Below are 20,460 nucleotides of genomic sequence, written 5' to 3' on the forward strand. Positions count from 1 at the left end.
AAATGCTCTGGTGTCAGGGTAACCGGGCTTTTGAAACGTCAATTGACCTCGATCAAACAATTCTCACAAAAAAGCCCGCACCGGTGGGTGCGGGCCCGATTTTCAGGTGATTTTTGGCCACTATTCGGCAGCGAGCGCCGGATGATTGATTACCTTGCCCGTTTGCTTGCCTTTCGACTGCCCGTCCTCAATCGTTTTCAGGCGCTCTTCCAGGCCCTCGATCGTCTTGCCCTGGTCGTTGACGAATTCGGTCAACGCCTCGCGGTCGAGCGGCAGGTTTTCCTCGTCCTTCTTGCCGACGAGGCGGCCGAAGATCCAGGCGAGCAGGCGCGACAGATCATCCATGATCAGGAAGAAGGACGGTACCACGACGAGGCTGAGGATCGTCGAGACGATGATGCCGCCGATGACCGCGATCGCCATCGGCGCCCGGAACGAACCACCTTCGCCGACGCCGAGTGCTGAGGGCAGCATGCCCGCCGACATGGCGATCGAGGTCATGATGATCGGGCGGGCGCGCTTGCGGCCCGCTTCGATCATTGCCTGCGTGCGATCCATGCCGTGGTGCATCATCTCGATACCGAAATCGACCAGCAGGATCGCGTTCTTGGTGACGATGCCCATCAGCATGAGGATACCGATCAGAACCGGCATCGACAGCGAGTTCTGCGTCAGGATCAGGCCGGCAGCGACACCGCCCATGGCAAGCGGCAGCGAGAACAGGATGGTGAAGGGCTGGATCACATCCTTGAACAGCAGGATCAGCACCACCAGCACCAGCATCAGGCCGAGCAGCATGGCATTGACGAAGCTTTCCTGCATCTCCTCCTCGACCTCGGCGTCACCGCTCTTGAGGAGTTGAACCGTGCTCGGCATCTCGGCATCGTTTGCAATCTGCTCGAACCGTGCAGAGGCGGTGTTCAGCGCCACGCCGATCGGGAGATCGGCGCCAAGTGCAACGACACGGTTGCGATCGTAACGTTTGATCGAACTCGGGCCTTCTGAATAGTTGATATCGGCAACGCTCGACAGCGGCACCGTCAAGCCCGAAGCGGTCTGGATCTTCAGGTTGCGGATCGCGGCGATATCCGTGCGGAAGTCACGGTTGATCTGGACGCGGATCGGTATGAGCCGACCATCGAGGGCAATCTTCGTCAGCGCCGCGTCGATATCGCCGATTGTGGCAACACGGATGACTTCCGAGATTTGCGCGGTGGTAATGCCAAGGCGTGACATCTGCTCGTCACGCGGACGGATCTGCAACTCTGGACGGGGCAGGGCGCCGTCAGGGCTGACATTGGCCAGGAGTGGATCGCTGCGCAGCTTGGCTTCGAGAATTGCAACGGCCTGGTCCAGATCCGTCTCGTTGTTCGAGAGCAGGTTGAAGGACAGCTCTCGCTCACCGCGGTCGTTGAGCTTGATGACCCGGACGTCCGGAATATCCCGGACGCGGGCAAAGATTTCCTTTTCGATCTGGGCCTGAGGAATGATGCGGCCATCTGGCTCAAGCTTCGGCAGGTATTGGCCGATGACCGGCAGGCCGCCAATGACGTCGTTGACGATCTTGTTGAGAAGCGAGTGGTCGCGCTTTTCCAGCAGCACCGTCACGGTAGCCCGGCGCAGTTCCAGGTCGCCCTTGGGTGAGGCACCGCCGAGCACGAAGACGCTGTCCACGCCCTCGAGGTCCTTGACCCTCTCATAGATCTGCGCGGTCGTGCGGTCCGTGTCTTCGAGCATGGCATCCGGGGCCAGTTCGACGGAGAGGCTGACGCGCGACGTGTCGTCCGGGGGCAGGAAGCCGCCGGGCACGAACAGGAACAGCGCGGCCATGGAGGCCACGGTGACGCCGATGGCGATGAGCACCGTTAGGTAGCGCATGTACCAGCGCTTCGTGGTTGCATGAACCAGGCGCGTATACTTGCGCATCAGGTAGCCGTCTTCGAGATGATGTCCATCAAGTTTGGATGGACGCATCAGATAGGCGGCCATGACGGGCGTGATCAGCCGTGCAACCAGCAGCGAGAAGAACACCGAGACGGCGACAGTCAGGCCGAACTGGATGAAGTACTGGCCAACGATGCCCGGCATGAACGACACCGGTATGAACACCGCGATGATCGTGAACGTGGTCGCGATAACCGCAAGGCCGATTTCGTCTGCTGCTTCGATCGCCGCCCGATAGGGCGACTTGCCCATATGGATATGCCGCTCGATGTTCTCGATCTCGACGATCGCGTCATCGACGAGAATGCCGGTCGCCAGCGTCAGCGCCAGGAAGCTGACGAGATTGAGCGAGAAGCCGAGCAGTTCCATGACCCAGAAGGTCGGTACCGCCGAGAGCGGCAGGGCGACGGCGCAAATCAGCGTGGCGCGCCAGTTTCGCAGGAACAGCATGACGACGATGACGGCAAGCAGTGCGCCTTCCATCAGCGTATGCAGGGCCGCTTCATAGTTGCCGTAGGTGAAGTAGACGGAATCGTCGACCATCTCGATGGTGACGTCAGGGTTGGCCGCGCGGATCTTTTCCAGCGACTTGGCAACGGTTTCGGCAACGCTGACTTCACTGGCACCCTTGGCCCGGAAGACCGCGAAGGTGACGCCGGGATTGCCGTTGAAGCGCGAAAAGGAGCGGGGCTCCTCATAGGTATCGGTCACGGTGCCGAGTTCGGAAAGACGCACGAAGCGACCGCTTGGCACCGAGATCATCGTGTTGGCAAGCTGGTCGACATTGCGGGCGTCGCCGAGCGTACGGATCGCCTGTTCGCTGCCGCCCACCTGACCGCGGCCGGAGCCCAGGTCCATGTTCATGCGTCGAAGCTGGCCATTGACGTCGGCGGCGGTGATCCCCAGCGAATTCAGCTTGTCCTCGCTAAGCTCGACGCGAACCTCGCGGTCGGCACCGCCGTAGCGATCGACCCGGCCGATGCCGCTCTTGCCCTGAATTTCGCGCTTGATGACGTCGTCAACGAACCACGAGAGTTCTTCCAGCGACATGCCCGGTGCAGAGACGGAGAAGCTCTGGATCGCCTGGCCTTCGACGTCGACCTTGGAGACGATGGGCTCTTCGATCGAGGTGGGCAGGTCGCCGCGGATGCGGTCGATGGCGTCCTTGACGTCCTGGACGGCCTGGGTCGTGGGTACTTCCATACGGAAGATCACGGCCGTGGTCGATGTGCCGTCGTTGATCGTCGACTGGATATGGTCGACGCCGGTGACGCTGGCGACCGCGTCCTCGATTTCCTTGGTGACCTGGGTTTCGAGTTCGGCCGGCGAGGCACCGCTCTGCGCCACGCTGATCGACACGATCGGCACGTCGATGTTGGGGAAGCGGGTGATCGGCAGGCTGAAGAACGACTGATAGCCGAGCACCAGCAGCACGAAGAAGGCGAGGATCGGAGCGATCGGATTTCGGATGGACCAGGCTGAGAAGTTCATGGTCACGGTTCCTGTCAGTTGGTCGCTGGTTGCGCTGGTTTGACGGGGTTGATGCGGTCGCCGTCGCGCACATAGGCGCCGGCCCTGGCGACAACCTCTTCGCCGGCCTTCAACCCCTCGACCACCTCGACGAACTTGCCATCGGAGATGCCGGTCGTCACCGGGATGATGTTGACCACACCGTTGTCGACCTTGCGCACGATGGTCTTGCCGTTCTCATTGGTAACCGCCGTTTGCGGCAGAACGACAGCTGTTTTCTCTTCGGCGGTGATGATGGCGCTGGCATACATGCCGGAGCGTGCCTTGGCGGTGTCCTTGAGGCTGATGAACACGGTGCCGAGCCGGGAAACGGGATCGACCGTCGGGGCGATCAGGCGGATGGCGCCCTCGACCTTGGTGTTCCCGCCGGCAAGCGTGATCGTCGCCGGCTGGCCGACGGCAAGCTTGATGATGTCGGCTTCGGCGACATCCGCTTTCATCTCGATCGCGCCATCGCGGATCATCGCAAACAGCGGTTCGCCGCTGCCATTGGCGATCGCACCGATCTTGGCGTTCTTGGCGGAAATGACGCCGGCGACCGGGGCCTTGACCTCGGTGCGGGTGAGGCGAAGATCGATGTCGTCGATCTGGGACTGCGCCACCTTGATATCGGCCTTGGAGACCGCAGCGGCCTGTTCGGCGGAGCGGACCCGGGCACGGGTGGCCGCGGCAAGAGCGCGGACGCGATCGGCTTCCGCCGTCGAAACGGTGCCGTTCTTGGCAAGCTCCGCGTTGCGATCGCTGACGCGTGTCGCTTCTTCGGAATTGGCCTTTGCTTCGCTAAGTTGAGCGGTGAGCTGCGCCAGCCCGGCTTCCGCCTTGGCGAGCGCCGCTTCGAGCTGGCTCTTTTCAAGCCGCAGCGCGTCGTCGTTGAGAACCACCAGCACGCTGCCTGCTTCGACCTTGTCGCCGATATCGACATTGAGCGAGCGGATCGACAAGCCCTCGACCAGCGGCGCGACATAGATCTGCTCAACCGCCTGTATCGTCCCGGTTGCAACGACGCGATCGCTGATCGACTGATCGACTGCCTCGGTCACGACGATCGACGGCAGGCTCTGCGCGGGCTGCGCCTTGGCTGGTTCCTCGGCAAATGCACTTGAAAACGGAGCAATCATCATCGCAACGCAAACGCTGAGAGCAGGTAATACTTTCTGAGCCATCGGCTTTACAATCCTGGCAACGGAAACGACATAAAAAGGAACTGTGCCTTCGCAGGCCGGATCCCAATGCAATCAAGCGATTTTCAGTTTCGCCGACGCTTGTCTTCGCGGATTAAGCGAAACAAGGCATAGGCGCACGGCCATTTTCATTCATGCGCCACTCGCACGGTATCAGACCGTGAGCGCGGGCAGGACGGGGAGAGGCTCCCGCAGGCAAACTATTCGGAAAAATCAACTCCTCCGTGTTGCTTGCCTCCAACAAACATCCGCGCCTATGTAATCTTCACATCATCTGCTTACAAGTGCGGTGAAGTGATGGTTCCTCAATATTTCTTCCGTTCTGCAATCTTGGTTGCAATCTCGACACGATCTTGACAATCGAGGCGCATCAACGGCCCGTTGGCCCCGAATTGCCACCCCCACGCCCGGAAATTCGAGGCAACCTTAGCGGGCCATGAAAGGCCTGCACGCAAACGGAAGAGGGCCGCGCGATGGCTGTCGCGCGACCCTCTTCTGTCATTCGGTTTGTTTTCTTCCTACTTCAACGCGGCGTCGGTGATCTCGTGCGTCCAGGCGCCTTCCGGCTCCTTGGAGATGACCGGATCGGAACCGCCCGAAAGCAGCGACTGCACGGTGCGCTTGTAGTCGGCTTCATCCAGGGCGCCGTTCGAACCGGCGGTCAGCTTGGCCACTTCGCCCATCATGCGCTTCTGGTGCTTTTCGGTCTGGGCACCGGTTGAGTCATTCTCGAGAACGATGTCGGCTGCTTCATCCGGGTTCTGTTCGGCATACTTCCAGCCCTTCATCGAGGCGCGCACGAACTTGACCATCTTTTCCTTGAAGGCCGCATCCTTGAGCTTGTCTTCGAGCACGTAGAGGCCATCTTCGAGTGTCGCCACGCCCTGGTCTTCATACTGGAATGTCACGAGATCGTCCGGCTTGATGCCGGCATCGATGACCTGCCAGTACTCGTTGTAGGTCATGGTCGAGATGCAGGCCGCCTGCTTCTGGATCAGCGGATCGACGTTGAAGCCCTGCTTCAGGACGGTCACGCCTTCCGGGCCGCCGTCCGTCGGGATCTTCAGATGCGACATCCACGACAGGAACGGATACTCGTTGCCGAAGAACCAGACGCCAAGCGTGTGTCCCTTGAACTTGTCCGGGCTGGTGACGCCGCTCTCCTTGAGGCAGGTCAGCATCATGCCCGACTTCTTGAACGGCTGAGCGATGTTGACGAGCGGCACGCCCTTTTCGCGGGTGGCAAGGGCTGACGGCATCCAGTCGACGACGACGTCGGCGCCTCCGCCGGCAATCACCTGCGCGGGCGCGATATCCGGGCCGCCGGGCTTGATATCGACGTCGAGCCCTTCTTCTTCGTAGAAGCCCTTGTCCTTGGCGACGTAGTAGCCGGCAAACTGCGCCTGCGTGACCCATTTCAGCTGCAGTGTCACCTTGTCGGCGGCTTCGGCATGGAATGCTGCGAGCGAAAAGACGCCTGCGGCGAGAAGCGATGCAAGTCTCTTGTTCATGTCAGTTCCCTCTTGTTTTTGTTTCATTGTGTTTGAAGTAGGCAATTCGGGACGGAAAACCGTTTCACACTTTTCCTGGAATTGCTCCACGGTGTTCTCAGGCGCGCCCTCCGCGAATGGAAGGATGCCAGAAGGTGACGGCGCGCTCGATGAGCGCCACCACCCCGTAGAAGGCCGAACCTGCCACCGCCGCGACGGCGATTTCGGCCCAGACCATGTCGACGTTCATGCGGCCCACTTCCGTGGAGATCCGGAACCCCATGCCGACAATGGGTGTCCCGAAGAATTCGGCGACGATGGCGCCGATCAGCGCCAGGGTGGAGTTGATCTTGAGCGCGTTGAAGATGAACGGCCAGGCGGCCGGCAGGCGCAGCTTGACGAGCGTCTGCCACCAGGAGGCGGCATAGGTGCGCATCAGGTCGCGCTCCATGTGGCTGGACGCTGCCAGTCCGGCGATGGTGTTCACCAGCATCGGGAAGAACGTCATGATGACGACGACGGCGACCTTGGACTGCCAGTCGAAGCCGAACCACATGACCATGATCGGCGCAACGCCGATGACCGGCAGCGCCGAGACGAAGTTGCCGAGCGGCAGCAGCCCCTTTTGCAGGAATGGCGAGCGATCGATGAGGATGGCGACGACGAAACCAAGGCCGCAACCGAGGGCATAGCCTGTTAGCACCGCCTTCAGGAATGTCTGGCGGAAGTCTGCCGCCAGTGTTGGCAGCGAGTTGATCAGGCGCTGCCAGATCATCGACGGTGCCGGCAGCAGGACGGAGGGTACGGAAAAGCCGCGCACGATGCCTTCCCAGAGCACCAGCAGGGTGATGCCGAAGAGGAGCGGTACGGCGAAATGTGCGGCCCGGTTGGCGGCTTCGCTTTGAAACCGCTGGCGCACCAGCCATTCGTTGAAGGCCCAGGCCGCAAGCCAGAAGACGACGGCACCAATCAGGATCGGAAGATTCATGGCTTGGCCCCCATGCGCTTCAGGACGGCGGTGTGTGCAAAGCCGACGATCATGACCAGCACCGCCGCAAGCGCTGCCGCCATGAACAGCGCCGACCAGATCTGCACCGTCTGGCCATAATAGGAACCGGCGAGCAGGCGCGCGCCGAGGCCGGCTACGGCACCTGTCGGCAGTTCGCCGACGATGGCGCCGACGAGCGAAATTGCGACGGCAACCTTCAGCGAGGTGAAGAGATAGGGCATCGATGACGGCCAGCGCAGCTTCCAGAAGGCCTGCGCTTGCGAGGCATTGTATGTGTGCATCAGATCGAGTTGGATCGCCTCGGGGCTGCGCAGGCCCTTCACCATACCGACGACCACGGGGAAGAACGAGAGATAGGTCGAGATCAGCGCCTTCGGCAAAAGCCCGGAGATGCCGATCGCGTTGAGGACGACGATGATCATCGGCGCGATGGCGAGGATCGGGATCGTCTGGCTGGCGATCACCCAGGGCATCAGCGACCGGTCCATGGCGCGGTTGTGCACGATGCCGATGGCCAGGAGAATGCCGAGTACAGCGCCGATGCCGAAACCGAGCAGAGTGGCCGAAAGCGTGATCCAGGCGTGATAGACCAGGCTGCGTTTCGAGGTGATCGGCTTGTTGACGGTCGTATCCCAGATCTCGGCGATAACCTGGTGCGGTGCCGGCAGAACGGGGCGCTCCTGCGCCATGGTGTTGTGAACGATCTGCGAGAAACTGATCTCGGTGCCGGCGCGGGCAGCGGTGTCGCGCTCGAACGGCGCGTTCAGGAACACGACTGCAATGTACCAGACCACGATCAACAGCGCGACGACGGTGCCGACTGGCAAGAGCTTGTCCCTGAGGAAGCTTTCTTCTCTCATCGTCATGCCTTTCCGCTTGCCGGCAGCAAAATCAGGCCCATGGCGGCGATGCCGAGCATGACGCCGGCCGCCTGGGTGAGGCTCAGCTTTTCGCCGAAGACGGCAAAGGCAATGATGTTGACGAGAACCAATTGCACGATGGCTGACAACGAGATTGCAAGGCCAAGCCCGCCGTCGCGCATCAGCTTCACCATGATGATGTTGCCGACCATGTAGAGCCCGAGGGCCAGAACCAGCACGCCGACATGGCTGTTGGAGACATAGGCGCGCGAAGCCGTCGCGCCGCCGAGAAAAATGGTCGTGGCAAGCAGCAGCCAGAGGACATAGGCAAGGTTCATGGCCGTACCCCCGCTCCACGCCAATGGTAGAGAATGTCAGGCAGGCCTTCCTCGTTGTCGCCATCGGTGCGGCTTACGGCAGAGAAGCCCTGGCGTTCGTAGAAGCGCTGGGCGTTGCCGTTTGCCTCGAAGGTCCAGAGGTTCAACTCTGTTGCGGACAGCGACCTCGCGGTCTTGAGCAGATTGCTGCCGACGCCCACGCCGCGGTGGACGTCGTCGACATAAAGCGCCGTCACATAATGATCACTTGAGAGCGCCATGAAGCCTGCGACCCGGTCGTTGCGCTCGGCAACGATCACGGTCCGCTCGGGAAAGACCGTCTCGAGATAATATCGCTCGACGTCGGCATGCTGGTGTATCCGCGGCATCCACGGCGTCGCGTCGATCCAGCGGTTGAGAATGTCGGCGCAGGCACTCATGTCGGCCCGTGTTGCAGGACGGCAAATGGTCGAAGACGCCCCGCTATTCCTCATAGCTGTGCCCCGCTCTCAGGCCCTCGCGCACGCGATGGGCGACCTCGAGAAACTCAGGCGTTTCGCGAATGCCGAGCGGGCGCTCTCGCGGCAAGGGCGATTCGATGATGTCGGTGACGCGGCCGGGGCGAGGGCTCATCACCACGATCCTGGTGGAGAGATAGACCGCTTCGGGAATGGAATGCGTGACGAAACAGATGGTCTTGTTGGTACGGGCCCAGAGCTTCAACAGCTGCTCGTTCAGATGATCACGAACAATCTCGTCAAGCGCGCCGAAGGGCTCGTCCATCAGGAGAAGATCGGCGTCGAAGGCAAGCGCGCGGGCGATCGACGCGCGCTGCTGCATGCCGCCCGACAGTTGCCATGGGTATTTCTTGCCGAAACCGGCGAGGTTGACGAGATCCAGCGTGCGGTCGATGCGCGCCTTCTGCTCCTGCCTGTTGTAGCCCATGATTTCGAGCGGCAGGGCGATGTTCTTCTCGATGGTGCGCCAGGGATAGAGGGCGGCCGCCTGAAAGACATAGCCGTAGGCGCGTTGCCGCCGCGCTTCCTCGGGCGTCATGCCATTGACGGTGATCGTACCGGAGGTCGCCTTTTCCAGATCGGCGATGACGCGCAGGAACGTCGTCTTGCCGCAGCCGGAGGGGCCGATGAAGGAAACGAAATCCCCCTTGGTCACATCCAGATTGACGCCGGTCAGGGCGTTCACCGGGCCGTCGGCGGTCTCGAAGGTCAGACAGAGGTCCCGGGCCGAAACCACGGATGCGGTATTGGACGTCATCGGCGAATACTCATTCTGGCTTGGCTGTGTCAGACTGCTATCCGGACCGGCAACATGCAATCGCGGATTTGTAAGCGGAGCCGTTTGCTGCTGGTTTTTCAGGGAATTCTGGAGAACAGTCATGTCTCGATCATCCAATCCTGGCTGTCGCGTGGTTCGCCCCGGCAGCGGACATGCCGGAAAGCAGGGGCTCAGCTATTTCGAGGGCATCGCGGCGGAAACCGTTGGGGCGACCGGCATCTGCATGCACCTCCTGACAATCCCGCCCGGCGCCCGTGCCAAGGCGCATCTGCACGAGGACCATGAGACGGCGATCTACGTGCTGTCGGGCGAGGCGCACACTTGGTTCGGCGAGCGGCTCGAGGAGCATGCCGTCGTTCGCGCCGGCGAGATGTTCTACATTCCGGCCGGCGTGCCGCACCTGCCGGCAAACCTCTCCGATGCACCCTGTTCGGCCGTGATCGCCCGCACCGACCCCAATGGGCAGGAAAGCGTCGTCCTCTTGCCGGAGCTTGACGCTCTCGTGCCCGGGTGACGCGACCAGCAAACGCGCCGAAGCGTCCCGCCGGTGCGGCGGAACATGTCCGGTGGGACAGAGTGGTGGGAAGACGTGCAGGCCGTGAAGCACGGGGATCACACGCCTGTTGCCGGGATGCCGCTGCGCTGGACGGCGCGGGGGGCGGTGACTTCCTTCCAGGTGGTGAGCGCGGTGCTGACGGCCGGGAACGGATCGCGGCGGACGAATTCGCCATGGCCCTCGCGCGTCTTGACCGTGTTTTCCTCGATGGCGACGACGCCGCGCGTCAGCGTGTAACGCGGCAGGCCCTTTACTTCCTTGCCCTCGAAGACGTTGTAGTCGATCGCCGACTGCTGGTTCTTGGCCGAGATCGTCTTCGACCGCTTCGGATCCCAGACCACCAGGTCGGCGTCGGCGCCGACGAGAACAGCGCCCTTCTTCGGGTAGATGTTGAGGATCTTGGCGATGTTCGTCGACGTGACGGCCACGAACTCGTTCATGGTGATGCGGCCGGTGTTGACGCCGTGGGTCCACAGCATCGGCATGCGATCTTCAAGCCCGCCGGTGCCATTGGGGATCTTGGTGAAATCGCCGACGCCGGAGCGCTTCTGCTCTGAGGTAAAGGCGCAATGGTCGGTCGCGACCACCTGCAGCGAACCGGATGCGAGGCCGGCCCAGAGACTATCCTGGTGCAGCTTGTTGCGGAACGGCGGCGACATCACGCGGCGGGCGGCGTGGTCCCAGTCCTTGTTGAAATATTCGGTTTCGTCGAGCGTCAGGTGCTGGATCAGCGGTTCGCCGAAGACGCGCATGCCCTTGGCGCGGGCTCGGCGGATTGCTTCATGCGCCTGTTCGCAGGAGGTGTGGACGATGTAGACCGGGCTGCCCGCCATGTCGGCGATCATGATCGCCCGGTTGGTTGCCTCGCCCTCGACTTCGGCCGGCCGCGAATAGGCATGCGCCTCCGGGCCGTTGTTGCCTTCCGCCAGCAGCTTCGCCTGCAATTGGGCAACCACGTCGCCGTTTTCCGCGTGGACGAGCGGCAGCGCACCCAGGCCGGCACAGCGCTGGAAGGACGAGAACATCTCGTCGTCGTCGACCATCAACGCGCCCTTATAGGCCATGAAGTGCTTGAAGGTGTTGATGCCTTTGTCCCTGACGATGGTCTCCATCTCGTTGAAGACCTGCTCGCTCCACCAGGTGATCGCCATGTGGAAGGAATAGTCGCAGTTGGCGCGGGTCGACTTGTTGTGCCACATATCCAGCGCTTCGAGCAGCGACTGGTTGGGCGAGGGCAGGGCGAAATCCACGACCATGGTCGTGCCGCCGGCGAGTGCTGCCCGGGTGCCACTTTCGAAATCGTCGGAAGAGTAGGTACCCATGAAGGGCATTTCGAGGTGGGTGTGCGGGTCGATGCCGCCGGGCATGACGAAACAGCCGCTGGCGTCGAGCGTTTCGTCGCCTTTGAGGTCCGGGCCGATCTCGATGATCCTGCCGTCTTCAATCTTCACGTCCGCCTTGTAGGTCAGATCGGCGGTGACGATGGTTCCACCCTTGATGACAGTGCTCATTGATTTTCATCCTCGCGATTGTGCTTCCGGTGGCCCTTGGGCCGCCACGAAAAAGGGCGGAACTTTCGTCCCGCCCGCAAACTCATTCGACGATTTCGGCCGTTTCAACGACGGCGTGGAAGAGGACGTCGGCGCCGGCGCCGGCCCACTCCTTTGAGATGTCCTCCGCCTCGTTGTGGCTGAGGCCTCCGACGCAGGGGCACATGACCATGGTCGCGGGCGCGACCTTGGCTGCCCAGCAGGCATCGTGTCCGGCACCTGAGATCAGGTTCATGTGGCTGTAGCCGAGCCTTTCGGCGGCGTTGCGCACGGCAGTGACGAGTTTCGGATCGAAGGTCACCGGTTCGAAGTGGCCGATGGCCTCGACGGAGCAGCCGACGCCGAGCGCATCGGCGATCTCAGGCGCTTCCGCCTCGATCTTGGCGCGCATGCGGTCGAGCTTGGCCTTGTCGGGCGAGCGGATATCGACGGTGAAGACGACCTTGCCGGGCAGCACGTTGCGCGAGTTGGGCGAGAAGACCACCTGACCGACGCCGCCGACGGCGCCCGGCTGGTTTTCCATCGCCACGCCCTGAACCATCTCGATGATCCGCGACATGGCCAGGCCGGCATTGACGCGCATGTTCATCGGGGTCGAGCCGGTATGCGCCTCGCGCCCGGTCAGTGTGAACTCCAGCCACCACAGGCCCTGACAATGGGTGACGACGCCGATATCCTTGTTTTCGGCCTCGAGGATAGGGCCTTGCTCGATGTGATATTCGAAATAAGCGTGCATCTTGCGGGCGCCGACCTCTTCGTCGCCGACCCAGCCGATGCGCTTCAGTTCGTCGCCGAAGGCCTTTCCTTCCGGGTCCTTGCGGGCGTAGGCAAATTCCTGGCTGTGCACGCCGGCAAAAACGCCGGAGGCGAGCATCGCCGGCGCAAAGCGCGCGCCTTCCTCGTTGGTCCAGTTGGTGACGACAATGGGGTGCCTGGTCTTGATGCCGAGATCGTTCATCGAGCGCACGACCTCGAGGCCCGAGAGCACGCCGAGCACGCCGTCGAACTTGCCGCCGGTCGGCTGGGTATCGAGATGAGAGCCGACATACACAGGAAGGGCATCCGGGTCGGTGCCGGGCCGGGTGAAAAACATGTTGCCCATGGTGTCGACGCCCATGGTCAGGCCGGCCTGATCGCACCAGGACTGGAAGAGCTTGCGGCCCTCGCCATCCTCGTCGGTCAGCGTCTGGCGGTTGTTGCCGCCGGCGATGCCCGGGCCGATCTTGGCCATGTCCATTAACGTATCCCACAGGCGGTCGGCATTGACGCGCATGTTCTCGCCAGGTGCTGCCACGGCGGTCTCCTCATTTTTTTGGGCGGCACCTTGGGTGGTGCATGCCCCTCACGTTCCCTTGGTCAAATCCAGGCTTGGTTTTTTCTGGTGCCCTTCGATCAGTCGTTGCCTTTGCTGGCGAACTGGCTGATAATTTGACCGGTTGGTAAAACATTACAACTTCCGTTGCGGCACTCAAGTCGGAAAAACAAAAAAACGAAGTTGTTGCCCGAAAAGATGGCGGCGCCGAAATTTGGGCAGATACGACCTGTGCGGATGAACGCGCAGGCACCTGCAGGGGGCGAAATGGTACTTCCGAGAGCGGCCAAGACCCAGAGGCGTACACGCATCCAGGAGGAGAAGGAAGAGCGCATTCTGGAGGCAGCGCTGGAGGTGTTTTCGGCGAACGGCTTTCGCGGCGCGACCGTCGATCAGATCGCCGATGTGGCCGGCATGTCGAAGCCGAACCTGCTCTATTATTTCCGCACCAAGGAAGCGATGCACCGCGCGCTGATCGATCGCGTGCTCGATACCTGGCTTGATCCGTTGCGTGCCTTCGACGCCGAGGGAAACCCGGTTACCGAGATCCGCAGCTACATCCGGCGGAAGCTGGAGATGGCGCGCGATTTCCCGCGCGAAAGCCGGCTCTTCGCCAATGAGGTCCTGCAAGGCGCGCCGCATATCGAAGACGAACTCAAGGGGCCGCTGAAGGAGCTTGTCGATGAGAAGGCGGAGGTCATCCGCGCCTGGACCAAAGCCGGCAAGATCGCCAAATGCGACCCCTACCACCTGATCTTCGCGATCTGGTCGACGACGCAGCATTATGCCGACTTCGACGTGCAGGTGCGCGCCGTGCTCGGGCAGGGCAATTCCGGCGAGGGTCGGTTCGAGGATGCGGCGCGGTTTCTCGAGCGCCTGTTCGTCGACGGGCTGCAGGTGAGCGAACAGCCTGCCGCCTGAGCGCCGTTGGGATCAATCCGGCAGCAATGCCATCAACGCCAGCCCGCAGGCCGTCGTCAGTGCCCCGGCGAGAACCGGCAGGCTGACCCAGCCGTGACCGAGAATGCCCTCAAGCAGAATGATGAAGCTGGGCGTCAGATAGCCGTAGCCGAGCACTTTCGACGATGGCAGGCGCAGGGATGCGTATTGCAGCAGGAGGAAGGTGATCGCGGTGGTGACGACGGCCAAATATGCGACGGCGATCCAGACGATGGCCGGCAGGCTTGGAAAGTCGGTGCTGGCAAGGCCTGCGGCGCCGGGTACAAGCAGCCACGGCACGGTGCAGGCGGCAACCCAGAAGCCGAAGGCGAAGGGGTTTTCCTTGCGGTCGAACTTGCGGATCAGCGGCACGTAGATCGCGTGGCAGATGACGCCGACGAAGAAGATCAGCTCGCCCTGGCCGATGTCGAAGGCGAGGATTGCCTGGATGTTGGCGCGAAAGATCACCCAGACGGCGCCAAGTGCTGCGATGATCAGGCCTGCGAGCACGCCGGGACGGGTGTGCTGGCTGAGCAGTAGAAAGGCAAAGCCCGCGCTCAAGAGCGGCATCAGCGTGAAGACGGCGCCCGTCGACACCGGGTCGGTGAATTCCAGCGCCTTGAACATCGTCAGCATGTAGACGGCGATCAGCCCGCCGAGGATGAGGAAGCGCCACAACTGCCTGGGGATCCGAAACGGCACCCTGGCGTAACCGAAGGTGAGCACGCCAAGCACCACGACGGTCAAGAGATAGCGCCAGAGCGTCAGCGGGCCGGCGCCCATGTGCTGTGCCGCCAATCCGCCGAAGGAGAAGGAACCGGCGATGAGCGCCGAAAAGGTCAGCATCGCCAGATGCGCCTTGAGCTTTTCGACGCCCTTGGCGTGGCTCTGGTGCGCCGTTTTCGGCGAGACATCCTGTTTCATGCTGGCTTCCGGATCCGGTGCTGAAGACTCGAGCGAGCGCCCATACACCTAAGCCGGAGCGGGTGAGGGTTGCAAGGCCTTGGCGATATCGCCGGCATCTTCGACGATCCAGGTTTCGAGGGTCGCCTGGCGTCCGCGAAGGCTGATGTCGAGCCGCTTGTGCGCCTCCATCACCACACCGGCGCGATTGACGAGCTCGGCCGAAACGGCGAGTTGGGCGTCGTGTTCCTTGGCAAGGCCTTCGAGCCGGCTTGCCGTATTGATGGTATCGCCGACGGCAGTCAGAGACGTCGCCTGTCCATAGCCGATCTCGCCGATGATGGCTGGGCCGGCATGCATACCGATCGCGATCCGCAGCGGCTCGTCGAGCTCGCCCTGGAAGGTCTGGTTGAGAGCATCGATGCCCTTGGAAATGCGCACCGCGGCTGCAAGCGATTGCTGGCAGGCCTCGGTAAACGAGTTCTTCAGGCCGAAGATTGCCAGCGCGCCATCGCCGATGAACTTGTCGATGACCCCACCGGAATCCTCCACCGCCTCGCCGACCATCTCGAAATAGCGGTTGAGGAGGAAGACCGTATCGAAGGGCAGCTTATGCTCGGCGATGCTGGTGAAGCCGCGCAGGTCGCAGAAGAGCACGGCGATACGCCGCTCGCGCCCCTCGCCATCCTGGCGCACCAGCTGCTTCTTGATGCCGATGCTGTCGGTATCGAGGATAGGCACGACGGTGACGTTGTGGATCGGACGGAACTGGCAGGCAAGGCGGACATTGTCGGGTGCGCCGATCCGTGTCAGCGTCGTCAGCTCGGCATCTTCCGGCCCCGGCTGGCCTTCGAGACCCTGAATCACGCGCACGCGGCAGGTAGAGCAGCGGCCGCGACCGCCGCAGACCGAGACATGCGGGATGCCGGCGGCGCGGCTTGCCTCCAGCACGCTGAAGCCGAGATTGACGGTGGCGACACGGCCATCGGGGTAGCGCACGCGGATGCGCCCACCCTTGGGCAGGACGCGCAGGGCAAACGTGCCGACGATCAGCCCGGCAAAGCCGAGATAGAGACCGAGCCGGATATTCTCGAGCAGGTCGACATCGAAGGCCGGCTTGGCTTCAGCGCTGTCGCCATAGCCGCCATGCTCCGCATAGACGCGCTCGACCGAGCGGGCGCCGCTGAAGAAGCCGAGAAGCGCGAAGATCGGCACGAGGATCGCGATCGTGTAGAGCAGGACCTCGTAGCGCGGAAACCAGGTCCGTCCGCGCATCCAGAACCAGGCGCCGAGGCAGCCGTGGCTCCAGGCGAGCAAAAGGGCGAGAGATTGGCGAGTGGCATTGGTCCAGCTGGACCAGAGCGCCCGCAGCATGCCGGGATAATCGGCCTCCACTCCGGTCAAAAGCGGTTCGACCCGTGCGGCGGTCACGTGGCCCAGCAGCAGGAAGGGCAGGCTGAGGCCGAAGACGATCTTGAGCGCTTCGCGCATCGGCATGCGCAGCGTCTGGCGGCGATACAGGCTATCGAGTGCCATCATGAAATGCGCAAGCAGCGCACCATAGAGCAGCACCGTGCCGGGCACGCTGTGCCAGGCGACGTTGAAGACCTTGCGGCCGGACTCCATGGCATCGATGGAGATCAGTCCGAGCGAATGGTTGAGAAAATGGGCAAGGATGAACGTACCAAGCACTGCCCCGGAAACGAGGTGAATGCGCTTGCGTCTATTGGCGGAAATGATCGTCAAATAGCGAGCCCAGCTCTGCCGGCGAAACACCGGCTTCGGTTATTTCCCCCTTTATTATCCAGATCGCATACGCCGACAACTTACCTTTTCTACACAATCTGTTTCGTTATCGTGTCTTGCGCGTCATTGGCCACTGGCGCTATTCGGCGGGGTTCGGCTGCCAAAGCTCGATCGGGTTGCCTTCGGGGTCGTAGAGCCTGGCGGAGCGGCCGTTCGGATAGGTTTGCGGGTCGGCTGTCACCTCGATGCCCGCAGTACGAAGCTGCTCCGTCATGGCGTCGACGCGGAAGTTCAGCATCCACATCTGTTGGCTTTGGCCGAAACAGTCGGTGTCGCGCTTGAACGGGGCGAAGACGGTGCTGCCGGCGCGTTGCCTCCTTGCTTGGCTTCCGACGCCTCCGCTCGCAACAGGGATAGCCGTTGGCGTCATTCCATCATGGGCGGCAGCCGCGCGGCAAGGGTATCGATGAGCAGCCGCAGCTTTGGCGGCATATATTGGGTTTTCGGCCAGACGACATAGGTGCCGTAGGACAGAGCGGGCACATCGGCGAGTATCTGCACGAGCGAGCCGGAAGCGATGCGGTTGCCCACCAGCCAGCAAGGCAGCCAGGCGATGCCGAAGCCGTCGGCCGCCGCGTCGGCGATCGACGTCAGGTCGTCGAGCCGCAGACGCGCCGGCGGCGTGACGGTCTGCGTCTGGCCGGCCTTCACTGGAAAGGACCAGGCGAGAGGTTGTCCGCTGCGCCGATAGAGGATCGCCTGGTGCGCCGTCAGGTCTTCGATCGTCTCCGGTGCGCCATTCGCTTCGATATAGGCCGGGGAGGCGCACACGGTCATGCGCTGGTCGGCGATCTTGCGCATCATCAGTTCGGGCTCATCCCGTTGCGGGCCGGTGCGGATGGCGAGATCGAAGCCGTCCTCGACAAGGTCGACGTTGCGATCGCTGAAGTTGAGGTCGAACTCCAGCCGTGGATGTTGCTGCAGCAGTTTCGACAGCAACGGCATGATGCATTGGCGGCCGAAATGCACCGGCATCGACAGGCGCAGCCGTCCCTGTATCTCCTGTTTGCCGGATTCCAGCAGCGCCTCGCCGGCTCTGATTTCGCTGAGCGCCCTCTGGCAGTTTTCGTAGAACAGCTGACCCTCGTCGGTCAGGCTCTGGGTGCGGGTGGTGCGATGAAACAGGCGCACGCCCAGCCTTTGCTCCAGCTTGGCGACGGTCTTGCCGACGGCTGAACGCGACAGGTTGAGCCTTTCGGCGGCGGCGGAAAATCCGCCCGCGTCGGCCGCCTCCACGAACACCGAAACGCCGTTCAGGTAGCTCATCTTGTATCCCTCATGGAACCAATATGACGAAATCATATCGCAACTGGAGAGATAATTTCAACGCTATGCTTTCTCCATCAGATCAAATCCGATGAAAGGAAAGACCATGGCGAGACTGATGAAGGAATGGACCATCGATGCGTTCGGCCCTCAGAACCTGAAGCTCACGGAGCGGCCGATCCCACAGGCGGGGCCGGGCGAGGTGCTGGTTCGCACGACCGCCTTTTCGCTCAACTTTCGCGACAAGCTGGTGCTCGAAAACGGCATGGGCATGCCGCTCGTCTTCCCCTTCGTGCCGGGCTCCGACATGGCCGGCGTCGTCGAGGCGGTCGGCAGCGACGTGACGCGCTTTCAGGCCGGCGATCGGGTCATTTCCGTCTTCGACCCCAGCTGGATCGACGGTCAAAAGCCGGGAACGGCCCGTCAACCGACGTCGTTTGCGCTCGGCGGTCTCAATCCGGGCGTTGCTTCGGAATATGTCACGTTCCCGCAAGACTGGTTCGTCCATGCGCCAAAGAGCCTTGACGATGGCGAGGCAAGCACCTTGCCCTGCGCCGGTGTAACGGCCTGGTACGCGCTGGTCGAGAAGGGGCGGCCGAAGGCCGGCGACCGCGTCGTCGTGCAGGGGACGGGTGGTGTCGCGCTGTTCGGGTTGCAGATCGCCAAGGCGCATGGGGCCGAAGTCATCGTCACGTCGGCAAGCCGGGACAAGCTCGATCGCGCCCTCGAGCTCGGTGCCGACCATGGCATCGACCGCCTGTCGGAAGACTGGGTGGAGCGTGTGCTTGAGATCACCGGCGATCACGGCGCCGATCATATCCTGGAGCTTGCCGGTGGCGCCAATCTCGGCCGGTCGCTGCATGCGGTGGCGGTGCAGGGACGGATCTCGGTCATCGGGGTGCTCGAAGGCGCCGAGATCTCGGCGCCGGCGCCGCTGGTGCTGTTGAAATCGCCTGTCATCCAGGGCATCGGCGTCGGCCATCGCCGGGCGCTTGAGGACCTCGTCGCGGCTGTCGATCAAACCGGTCTGAAGCCTGTGGTCGATGCGCGCTATCGGTTTGCGGATTTCCGCGAGGCACTGGCGCATCTCGATCGCGGCGCCTTCGGCAAGGTGGTGGTCGCGGTCTGATCGAACACCAATTCCCGACGCCGCCGGACAAGAATCCGGCGGCGTCGGTTTTGGTCATTCCGCTGCCTGGCGGGCCATCGGATTGTTCGGATGCGTCGTCCAGTTGGCATAGTTCGGATCGACCGGCTTGCCGGTGCGTTGGTCCATGGCGCCTGCCGGCAGTTCTTCCATGGTGATGCAGTTCTCGACGGGACAGACGCTGACGCAGAGGTTGCAGCCGACGCACTCGTCGTCCATCACCTCGAAGTGGCGCACCCCGTTGACGAACTGGGTGATCGCCTGGTGCGAGGTGTCCTCGCAGACGATGTGACAGCGACCGCATTTGATGCAGGAATCCTGATCGATCTTGGCCTTGGCGATGTAGTTGAGGTTGAGGTACTGCCAGTCGGTGACATTCGGCACGGCGCGACCGGTGATGTCGTCGAGGTTGCGGTGACCCTTGGCATCCATCCAGTCGGACAGGCCGGAGATCATTTCCTGGACGATCTTGAAGCCGTAGGTCATTGCCGCGGTGCAGACCTGCACGTTGCCGGCGCCAAGCACCAGGAACTCGGCCGCATCGCGCCAGGTGGTGATGCCACCGATGCCTGATATCGGCAGGCCGTAGGTTTCCGGATCGCGGGCGATTTCGGCGACCATGTTGAGCGCGATCGGCTTGACCGCCGGGCCGCAATAGCCGCCGTGGGTACCCTTGCCGCCGACCGTCGGGTTCGGGGCGAAGTTGTCGAGATCGACGGAGACGATCGAGTTGATCGTGTTGATCAGCGACACTGCGTCGGTGCCGCCGGCCTTGGCGGCGCGGGCCGGCTTGCGGACGTCGGTGATATTGGGCGTCAGCTTGGTGATGACGGGCATGCGCGTGTACTGCTTGCACCAGCGAACGACCATTTCGATATATTCCGGCACCTGTCCGACAGCGGCGCCCATGCCGCGTTCGGACATGCCGTGCGGACAGCCGAAATTGAGCTCGATGCCGTCGGCGCCGGTTTCTTCGACCAGCGGTAGGATCGTCTTCCAGGCCTCTTCCTCGCAGGGCACCATGATCGATGCGATCAGGGCCCGGTCCGGCCAGTTCATCTTGACCTGCTTCATTTCCCGCAGGTTCACATAAAGGTCGCGGTCGGTGATGAGCTCGATGTTGTTGAAGCCCAACAACCGGCGGTCGGCGCCCCAGATTGCGCCGTAGCGCGGGCCGTTGACGTTGACGACAGGCGGTCCTTCCTCGCCGAGCGTCTTCCAGACGACGCCGCCCCAGCCTGCCTTGAAGGCACGCTCGACGTTATAGGCCTTGTCCGTCGGCGGCGCGGACGCCAGCCAGAACGGGTTCGGGGATTTGATGCCGACAAAATTGTTGCGAAGATCAGCCATTGTT

The 20,460-nt window shown here is 62.4% G+C and carries 18 protein-coding genes; 3 read left to right on the forward strand and 15 right to left on the reverse strand.

Annotated features, from left to right (window positions below; translation table 11 throughout):
* Positions 1-120: 120 nt before the first annotated feature.
* From IB264_RS27450 to IB264_RS27485, 8 genes are all read right to left on the reverse strand, one after another.
* A complete protein-coding gene (locus IB264_RS27450) occupies positions 121-3,435 on the reverse strand; it encodes an efflux RND transporter permease subunit (protein ID WP_025428126.1) in 3,315 nt (1,104 codons plus the stop codon).
* 14 nt (positions 3,436-3,449) lie between these two features.
* On the reverse strand, positions 3,450-4,637 hold the full coding sequence (locus IB264_RS27455) for an efflux RND transporter periplasmic adaptor subunit (protein ID WP_025428125.1): 1,188 nt from the start codon (positions 4,635-4,637) through the stop codon (positions 3,450-3,452).
* Positions 4,638-5,173: 536 nt separating this feature from the next.
* Positions 5,174-6,166: an ABC transporter substrate-binding protein gene (locus IB264_RS27460; RefSeq protein ID WP_025428124.1), complete on the reverse strand. Its 993-nt coding sequence runs from the start codon at positions 6,164-6,166 to the stop codon at positions 5,174-5,176.
* 97 nt (positions 6,167-6,263) lie between these two features.
* Positions 6,264-7,133, reverse strand: a complete 870-nt coding sequence (locus IB264_RS27465) for an ABC transporter permease (RefSeq protein WP_025428123.1) — start codon at positions 7,131-7,133, stop codon at positions 6,264-6,266.
* The gene (locus IB264_RS27470; RefSeq protein ID WP_025428122.1) at positions 7,130-8,014 is read right to left on the reverse strand and encodes an ABC transporter permease; all 885 of its coding nucleotides are present in this window, start codon (positions 8,012-8,014) and stop codon (positions 7,130-7,132) included. The genes IB264_RS27465 and IB264_RS27470 overlap by 4 nt, the downstream gene beginning before the upstream one ends.
* A 2-nt stretch (positions 8,015-8,016) precedes the next feature.
* A complete protein-coding gene (locus IB264_RS27475) occupies positions 8,017-8,352 on the reverse strand; it encodes a hypothetical protein (protein WP_025428121.1) in 336 nt (111 codons plus the stop codon).
* Positions 8,349-8,771: a GNAT family N-acetyltransferase gene (locus tag IB264_RS27480; protein WP_225906277.1), complete on the reverse strand. Its 423-nt coding sequence runs from the start codon at positions 8,769-8,771 to the stop codon at positions 8,349-8,351. Before IB264_RS27480 ends, IB264_RS27475 begins: the two co-directional genes overlap by 4 nt.
* Positions 8,772-8,814: 43 nt before the next feature.
* Positions 8,815-9,606, reverse strand: coding sequence for an ABC transporter ATP-binding protein (locus IB264_RS27485; protein WP_025428119.1), 792 nt, complete (start codon positions 9,604-9,606; stop codon positions 8,815-8,817).
* A gap of 121 nt (positions 9,607-9,727) precedes the next feature.
* Between IB264_RS27485 and IB264_RS27490 the strand changes: the two genes are divergently transcribed.
* On the forward strand, positions 9,728-10,141 hold the full coding sequence (locus IB264_RS27490) for a cupin domain-containing protein (protein WP_025428118.1): 414 nt from the start codon (positions 9,728-9,730) through the stop codon (positions 10,139-10,141).
* Between the two features lie 98 nt (positions 10,142-10,239).
* On the opposite strand, the gene hydA is transcribed toward IB264_RS27490, so the two are convergent.
* Both hydA and IB264_RS27500 read right to left on the reverse strand, forming a co-directional pair.
* On the reverse strand, positions 10,240-11,694 hold the full coding sequence (hydA, locus tag IB264_RS27495; RefSeq protein WP_025428117.1) for a dihydropyrimidinase: 1,455 nt from the start codon (positions 11,692-11,694) through the stop codon (positions 10,240-10,242).
* An 82-nt stretch (positions 11,695-11,776) separates the two neighbouring features.
* Positions 11,777-13,027, reverse strand: coding sequence for a Zn-dependent hydrolase (locus IB264_RS27500; protein WP_025428116.1), 1,251 nt, complete (start codon positions 13,025-13,027; stop codon positions 11,777-11,779).
* Between the two features lie 285 nt (positions 13,028-13,312).
* Between IB264_RS27500 and IB264_RS27505 the strand changes: the two genes are divergently transcribed.
* Positions 13,313-13,966 carry a TetR family transcriptional regulator C-terminal domain-containing protein gene (locus tag IB264_RS27505; RefSeq protein WP_025428115.1) on the forward strand — a complete coding sequence of 218 codons (654 nt, stop codon included), beginning with the start codon at positions 13,313-13,315 and terminating at the stop codon, positions 13,964-13,966.
* Positions 13,967-13,978: 12 nt separating this feature from the next.
* On the opposite strand, the gene IB264_RS27510 is transcribed toward IB264_RS27505, so the two are convergent.
* From IB264_RS27510 to IB264_RS27525, 4 genes are all read right to left on the reverse strand, one after another.
* Positions 13,979-14,908 (reverse strand): DMT family transporter, encoded by a 930-nt coding sequence (locus IB264_RS27510; RefSeq protein WP_051509177.1) that lies wholly within the window; start codon positions 14,906-14,908, stop codon positions 13,979-13,981.
* Positions 14,909-14,956: 48 nt separating this feature from the next.
* On the reverse strand, positions 14,957-16,633 hold the full coding sequence (locus IB264_RS27515; protein WP_025428113.1) for an adenylate/guanylate cyclase domain-containing protein: 1,677 nt from the start codon (positions 16,631-16,633) through the stop codon (positions 14,957-14,959).
* A gap of 139 nt (positions 16,634-16,772) precedes the next feature.
* A complete protein-coding gene (locus IB264_RS34820; RefSeq protein WP_143347943.1) occupies positions 16,773-16,931 on the reverse strand; it encodes a VOC family protein in 159 nt (52 codons plus the stop codon).
* A 128-nt stretch (positions 16,932-17,059) separates the two neighbouring features.
* Positions 17,060-17,959: a LysR family transcriptional regulator gene (locus tag IB264_RS27525; RefSeq protein WP_025428111.1), complete on the reverse strand. Its 900-nt coding sequence runs from the start codon at positions 17,957-17,959 to the stop codon at positions 17,060-17,062.
* A gap of 106 nt (positions 17,960-18,065) precedes the next feature.
* Here IB264_RS27525 and IB264_RS27530 point away from each other — a divergent pair, with 106 nt between their 5' ends.
* The gene (locus tag IB264_RS27530) at positions 18,066-19,088 is read left to right on the forward strand and encodes an NAD(P)-dependent alcohol dehydrogenase (RefSeq protein ID WP_025428110.1); all 1,023 of its coding nucleotides are present in this window, start codon (positions 18,066-18,068) and stop codon (positions 19,086-19,088) included.
* Between the two features lie 54 nt (positions 19,089-19,142).
* On the opposite strand, the gene preA is transcribed toward IB264_RS27530, so the two are convergent.
* On the reverse strand, positions 19,143-20,456 hold the full coding sequence (gene preA / locus IB264_RS27535; RefSeq protein WP_192434419.1) for an NAD-dependent dihydropyrimidine dehydrogenase subunit PreA: 1,314 nt from the start codon (positions 20,454-20,456) through the stop codon (positions 19,143-19,145).
* Positions 20,457-20,460 lie beyond the last annotated feature (4 nt).

Origin of the sequence: Ensifer sp. ENS11 (assembly GCF_014851895.1) — a bacterium.
GTDB lineage: Bacteria > Pseudomonadota > Alphaproteobacteria > Rhizobiales > Rhizobiaceae > Ensifer > Ensifer canadensis.

Excerpts from the sequence above, each read along its gene's own strand:
- IB264_RS27530 (WP_025428110.1), top strand. The coding sequence starts at position 18,066 with ATGGCGAGACTGATGAAGGAATGGACCATCGATGCGTTCGGCCCTCAG.
- IB264_RS27470 (WP_025428122.1), bottom strand. The coding sequence starts at position 8,014 with ATGAGAGAAGAAAGCTTCCTCAGGGACAAGCTCTTGCCAGTCGGCACC.
- IB264_RS27525 (WP_025428111.1), bottom strand. The coding sequence starts at position 17,959 with ATGAGCTACCTGAACGGCGTTTCGGTGTTCGTGGAGGCGGCCGACGCG.
- IB264_RS27490 (WP_025428118.1), top strand. The coding sequence starts at position 9,728 with ATGTCTCGATCATCCAATCCTGGCTGTCGCGTGGTTCGCCCCGGCAGC.
- IB264_RS27455 (WP_025428125.1), bottom strand. The coding sequence starts at position 4,637 with ATGGCTCAGAAAGTATTACCTGCTCTCAGCGTTTGCGTTGCGATGATG.
- hydA (WP_025428117.1), bottom strand. The coding sequence starts at position 11,694 with ATGAGCACTGTCATCAAGGGTGGAACCATCGTCACCGCCGATCTGACC.
- preA (WP_192434419.1), bottom strand. The coding sequence starts at position 20,456 with ATGGCTGATCTTCGCAACAATTTTGTCGGCATCAAATCCCCGAACCCG.
- IB264_RS27450 (WP_025428126.1), bottom strand. The coding sequence starts at position 3,435 with ATGAACTTCTCAGCCTGGTCCATCCGAAATCCGATCGCTCCGATCCTC.
- IB264_RS27465 (WP_025428123.1), bottom strand. The coding sequence starts at position 7,133 with ATGAATCTTCCGATCCTGATTGGTGCCGTCGTCTTCTGGCTTGCGGCC.
- IB264_RS27485 (WP_025428119.1), bottom strand. The coding sequence starts at position 9,606 with ATGACGTCCAATACCGCATCCGTGGTTTCGGCCCGGGACCTCTGTCTG.
- IB264_RS27480 (WP_225906277.1), bottom strand. The coding sequence starts at position 8,771 with ATGAGTGCCTGCGCCGACATTCTCAACCGCTGGATCGACGCGACGCCG.
- IB264_RS34820 (WP_143347943.1), bottom strand. The coding sequence starts at position 16,931 with ATGCTGAACTTCCGCGTCGACGCCATGACGGAGCAGCTTCGTACTGCG.
- IB264_RS27460 (WP_025428124.1), bottom strand. The coding sequence starts at position 6,166 with ATGAACAAGAGACTTGCATCGCTTCTCGCCGCAGGCGTCTTTTCGCTC.
- IB264_RS27505 (WP_025428115.1), top strand. The coding sequence starts at position 13,313 with ATGGTACTTCCGAGAGCGGCCAAGACCCAGAGGCGTACACGCATCCAG.
- IB264_RS27510 (WP_051509177.1), bottom strand. The coding sequence starts at position 14,908 with ATGAAACAGGATGTCTCGCCGAAAACGGCGCACCAGAGCCACGCCAAG.
- IB264_RS27475 (WP_025428121.1), bottom strand. The coding sequence starts at position 8,352 with ATGAACCTTGCCTATGTCCTCTGGCTGCTGCTTGCCACGACCATTTTT.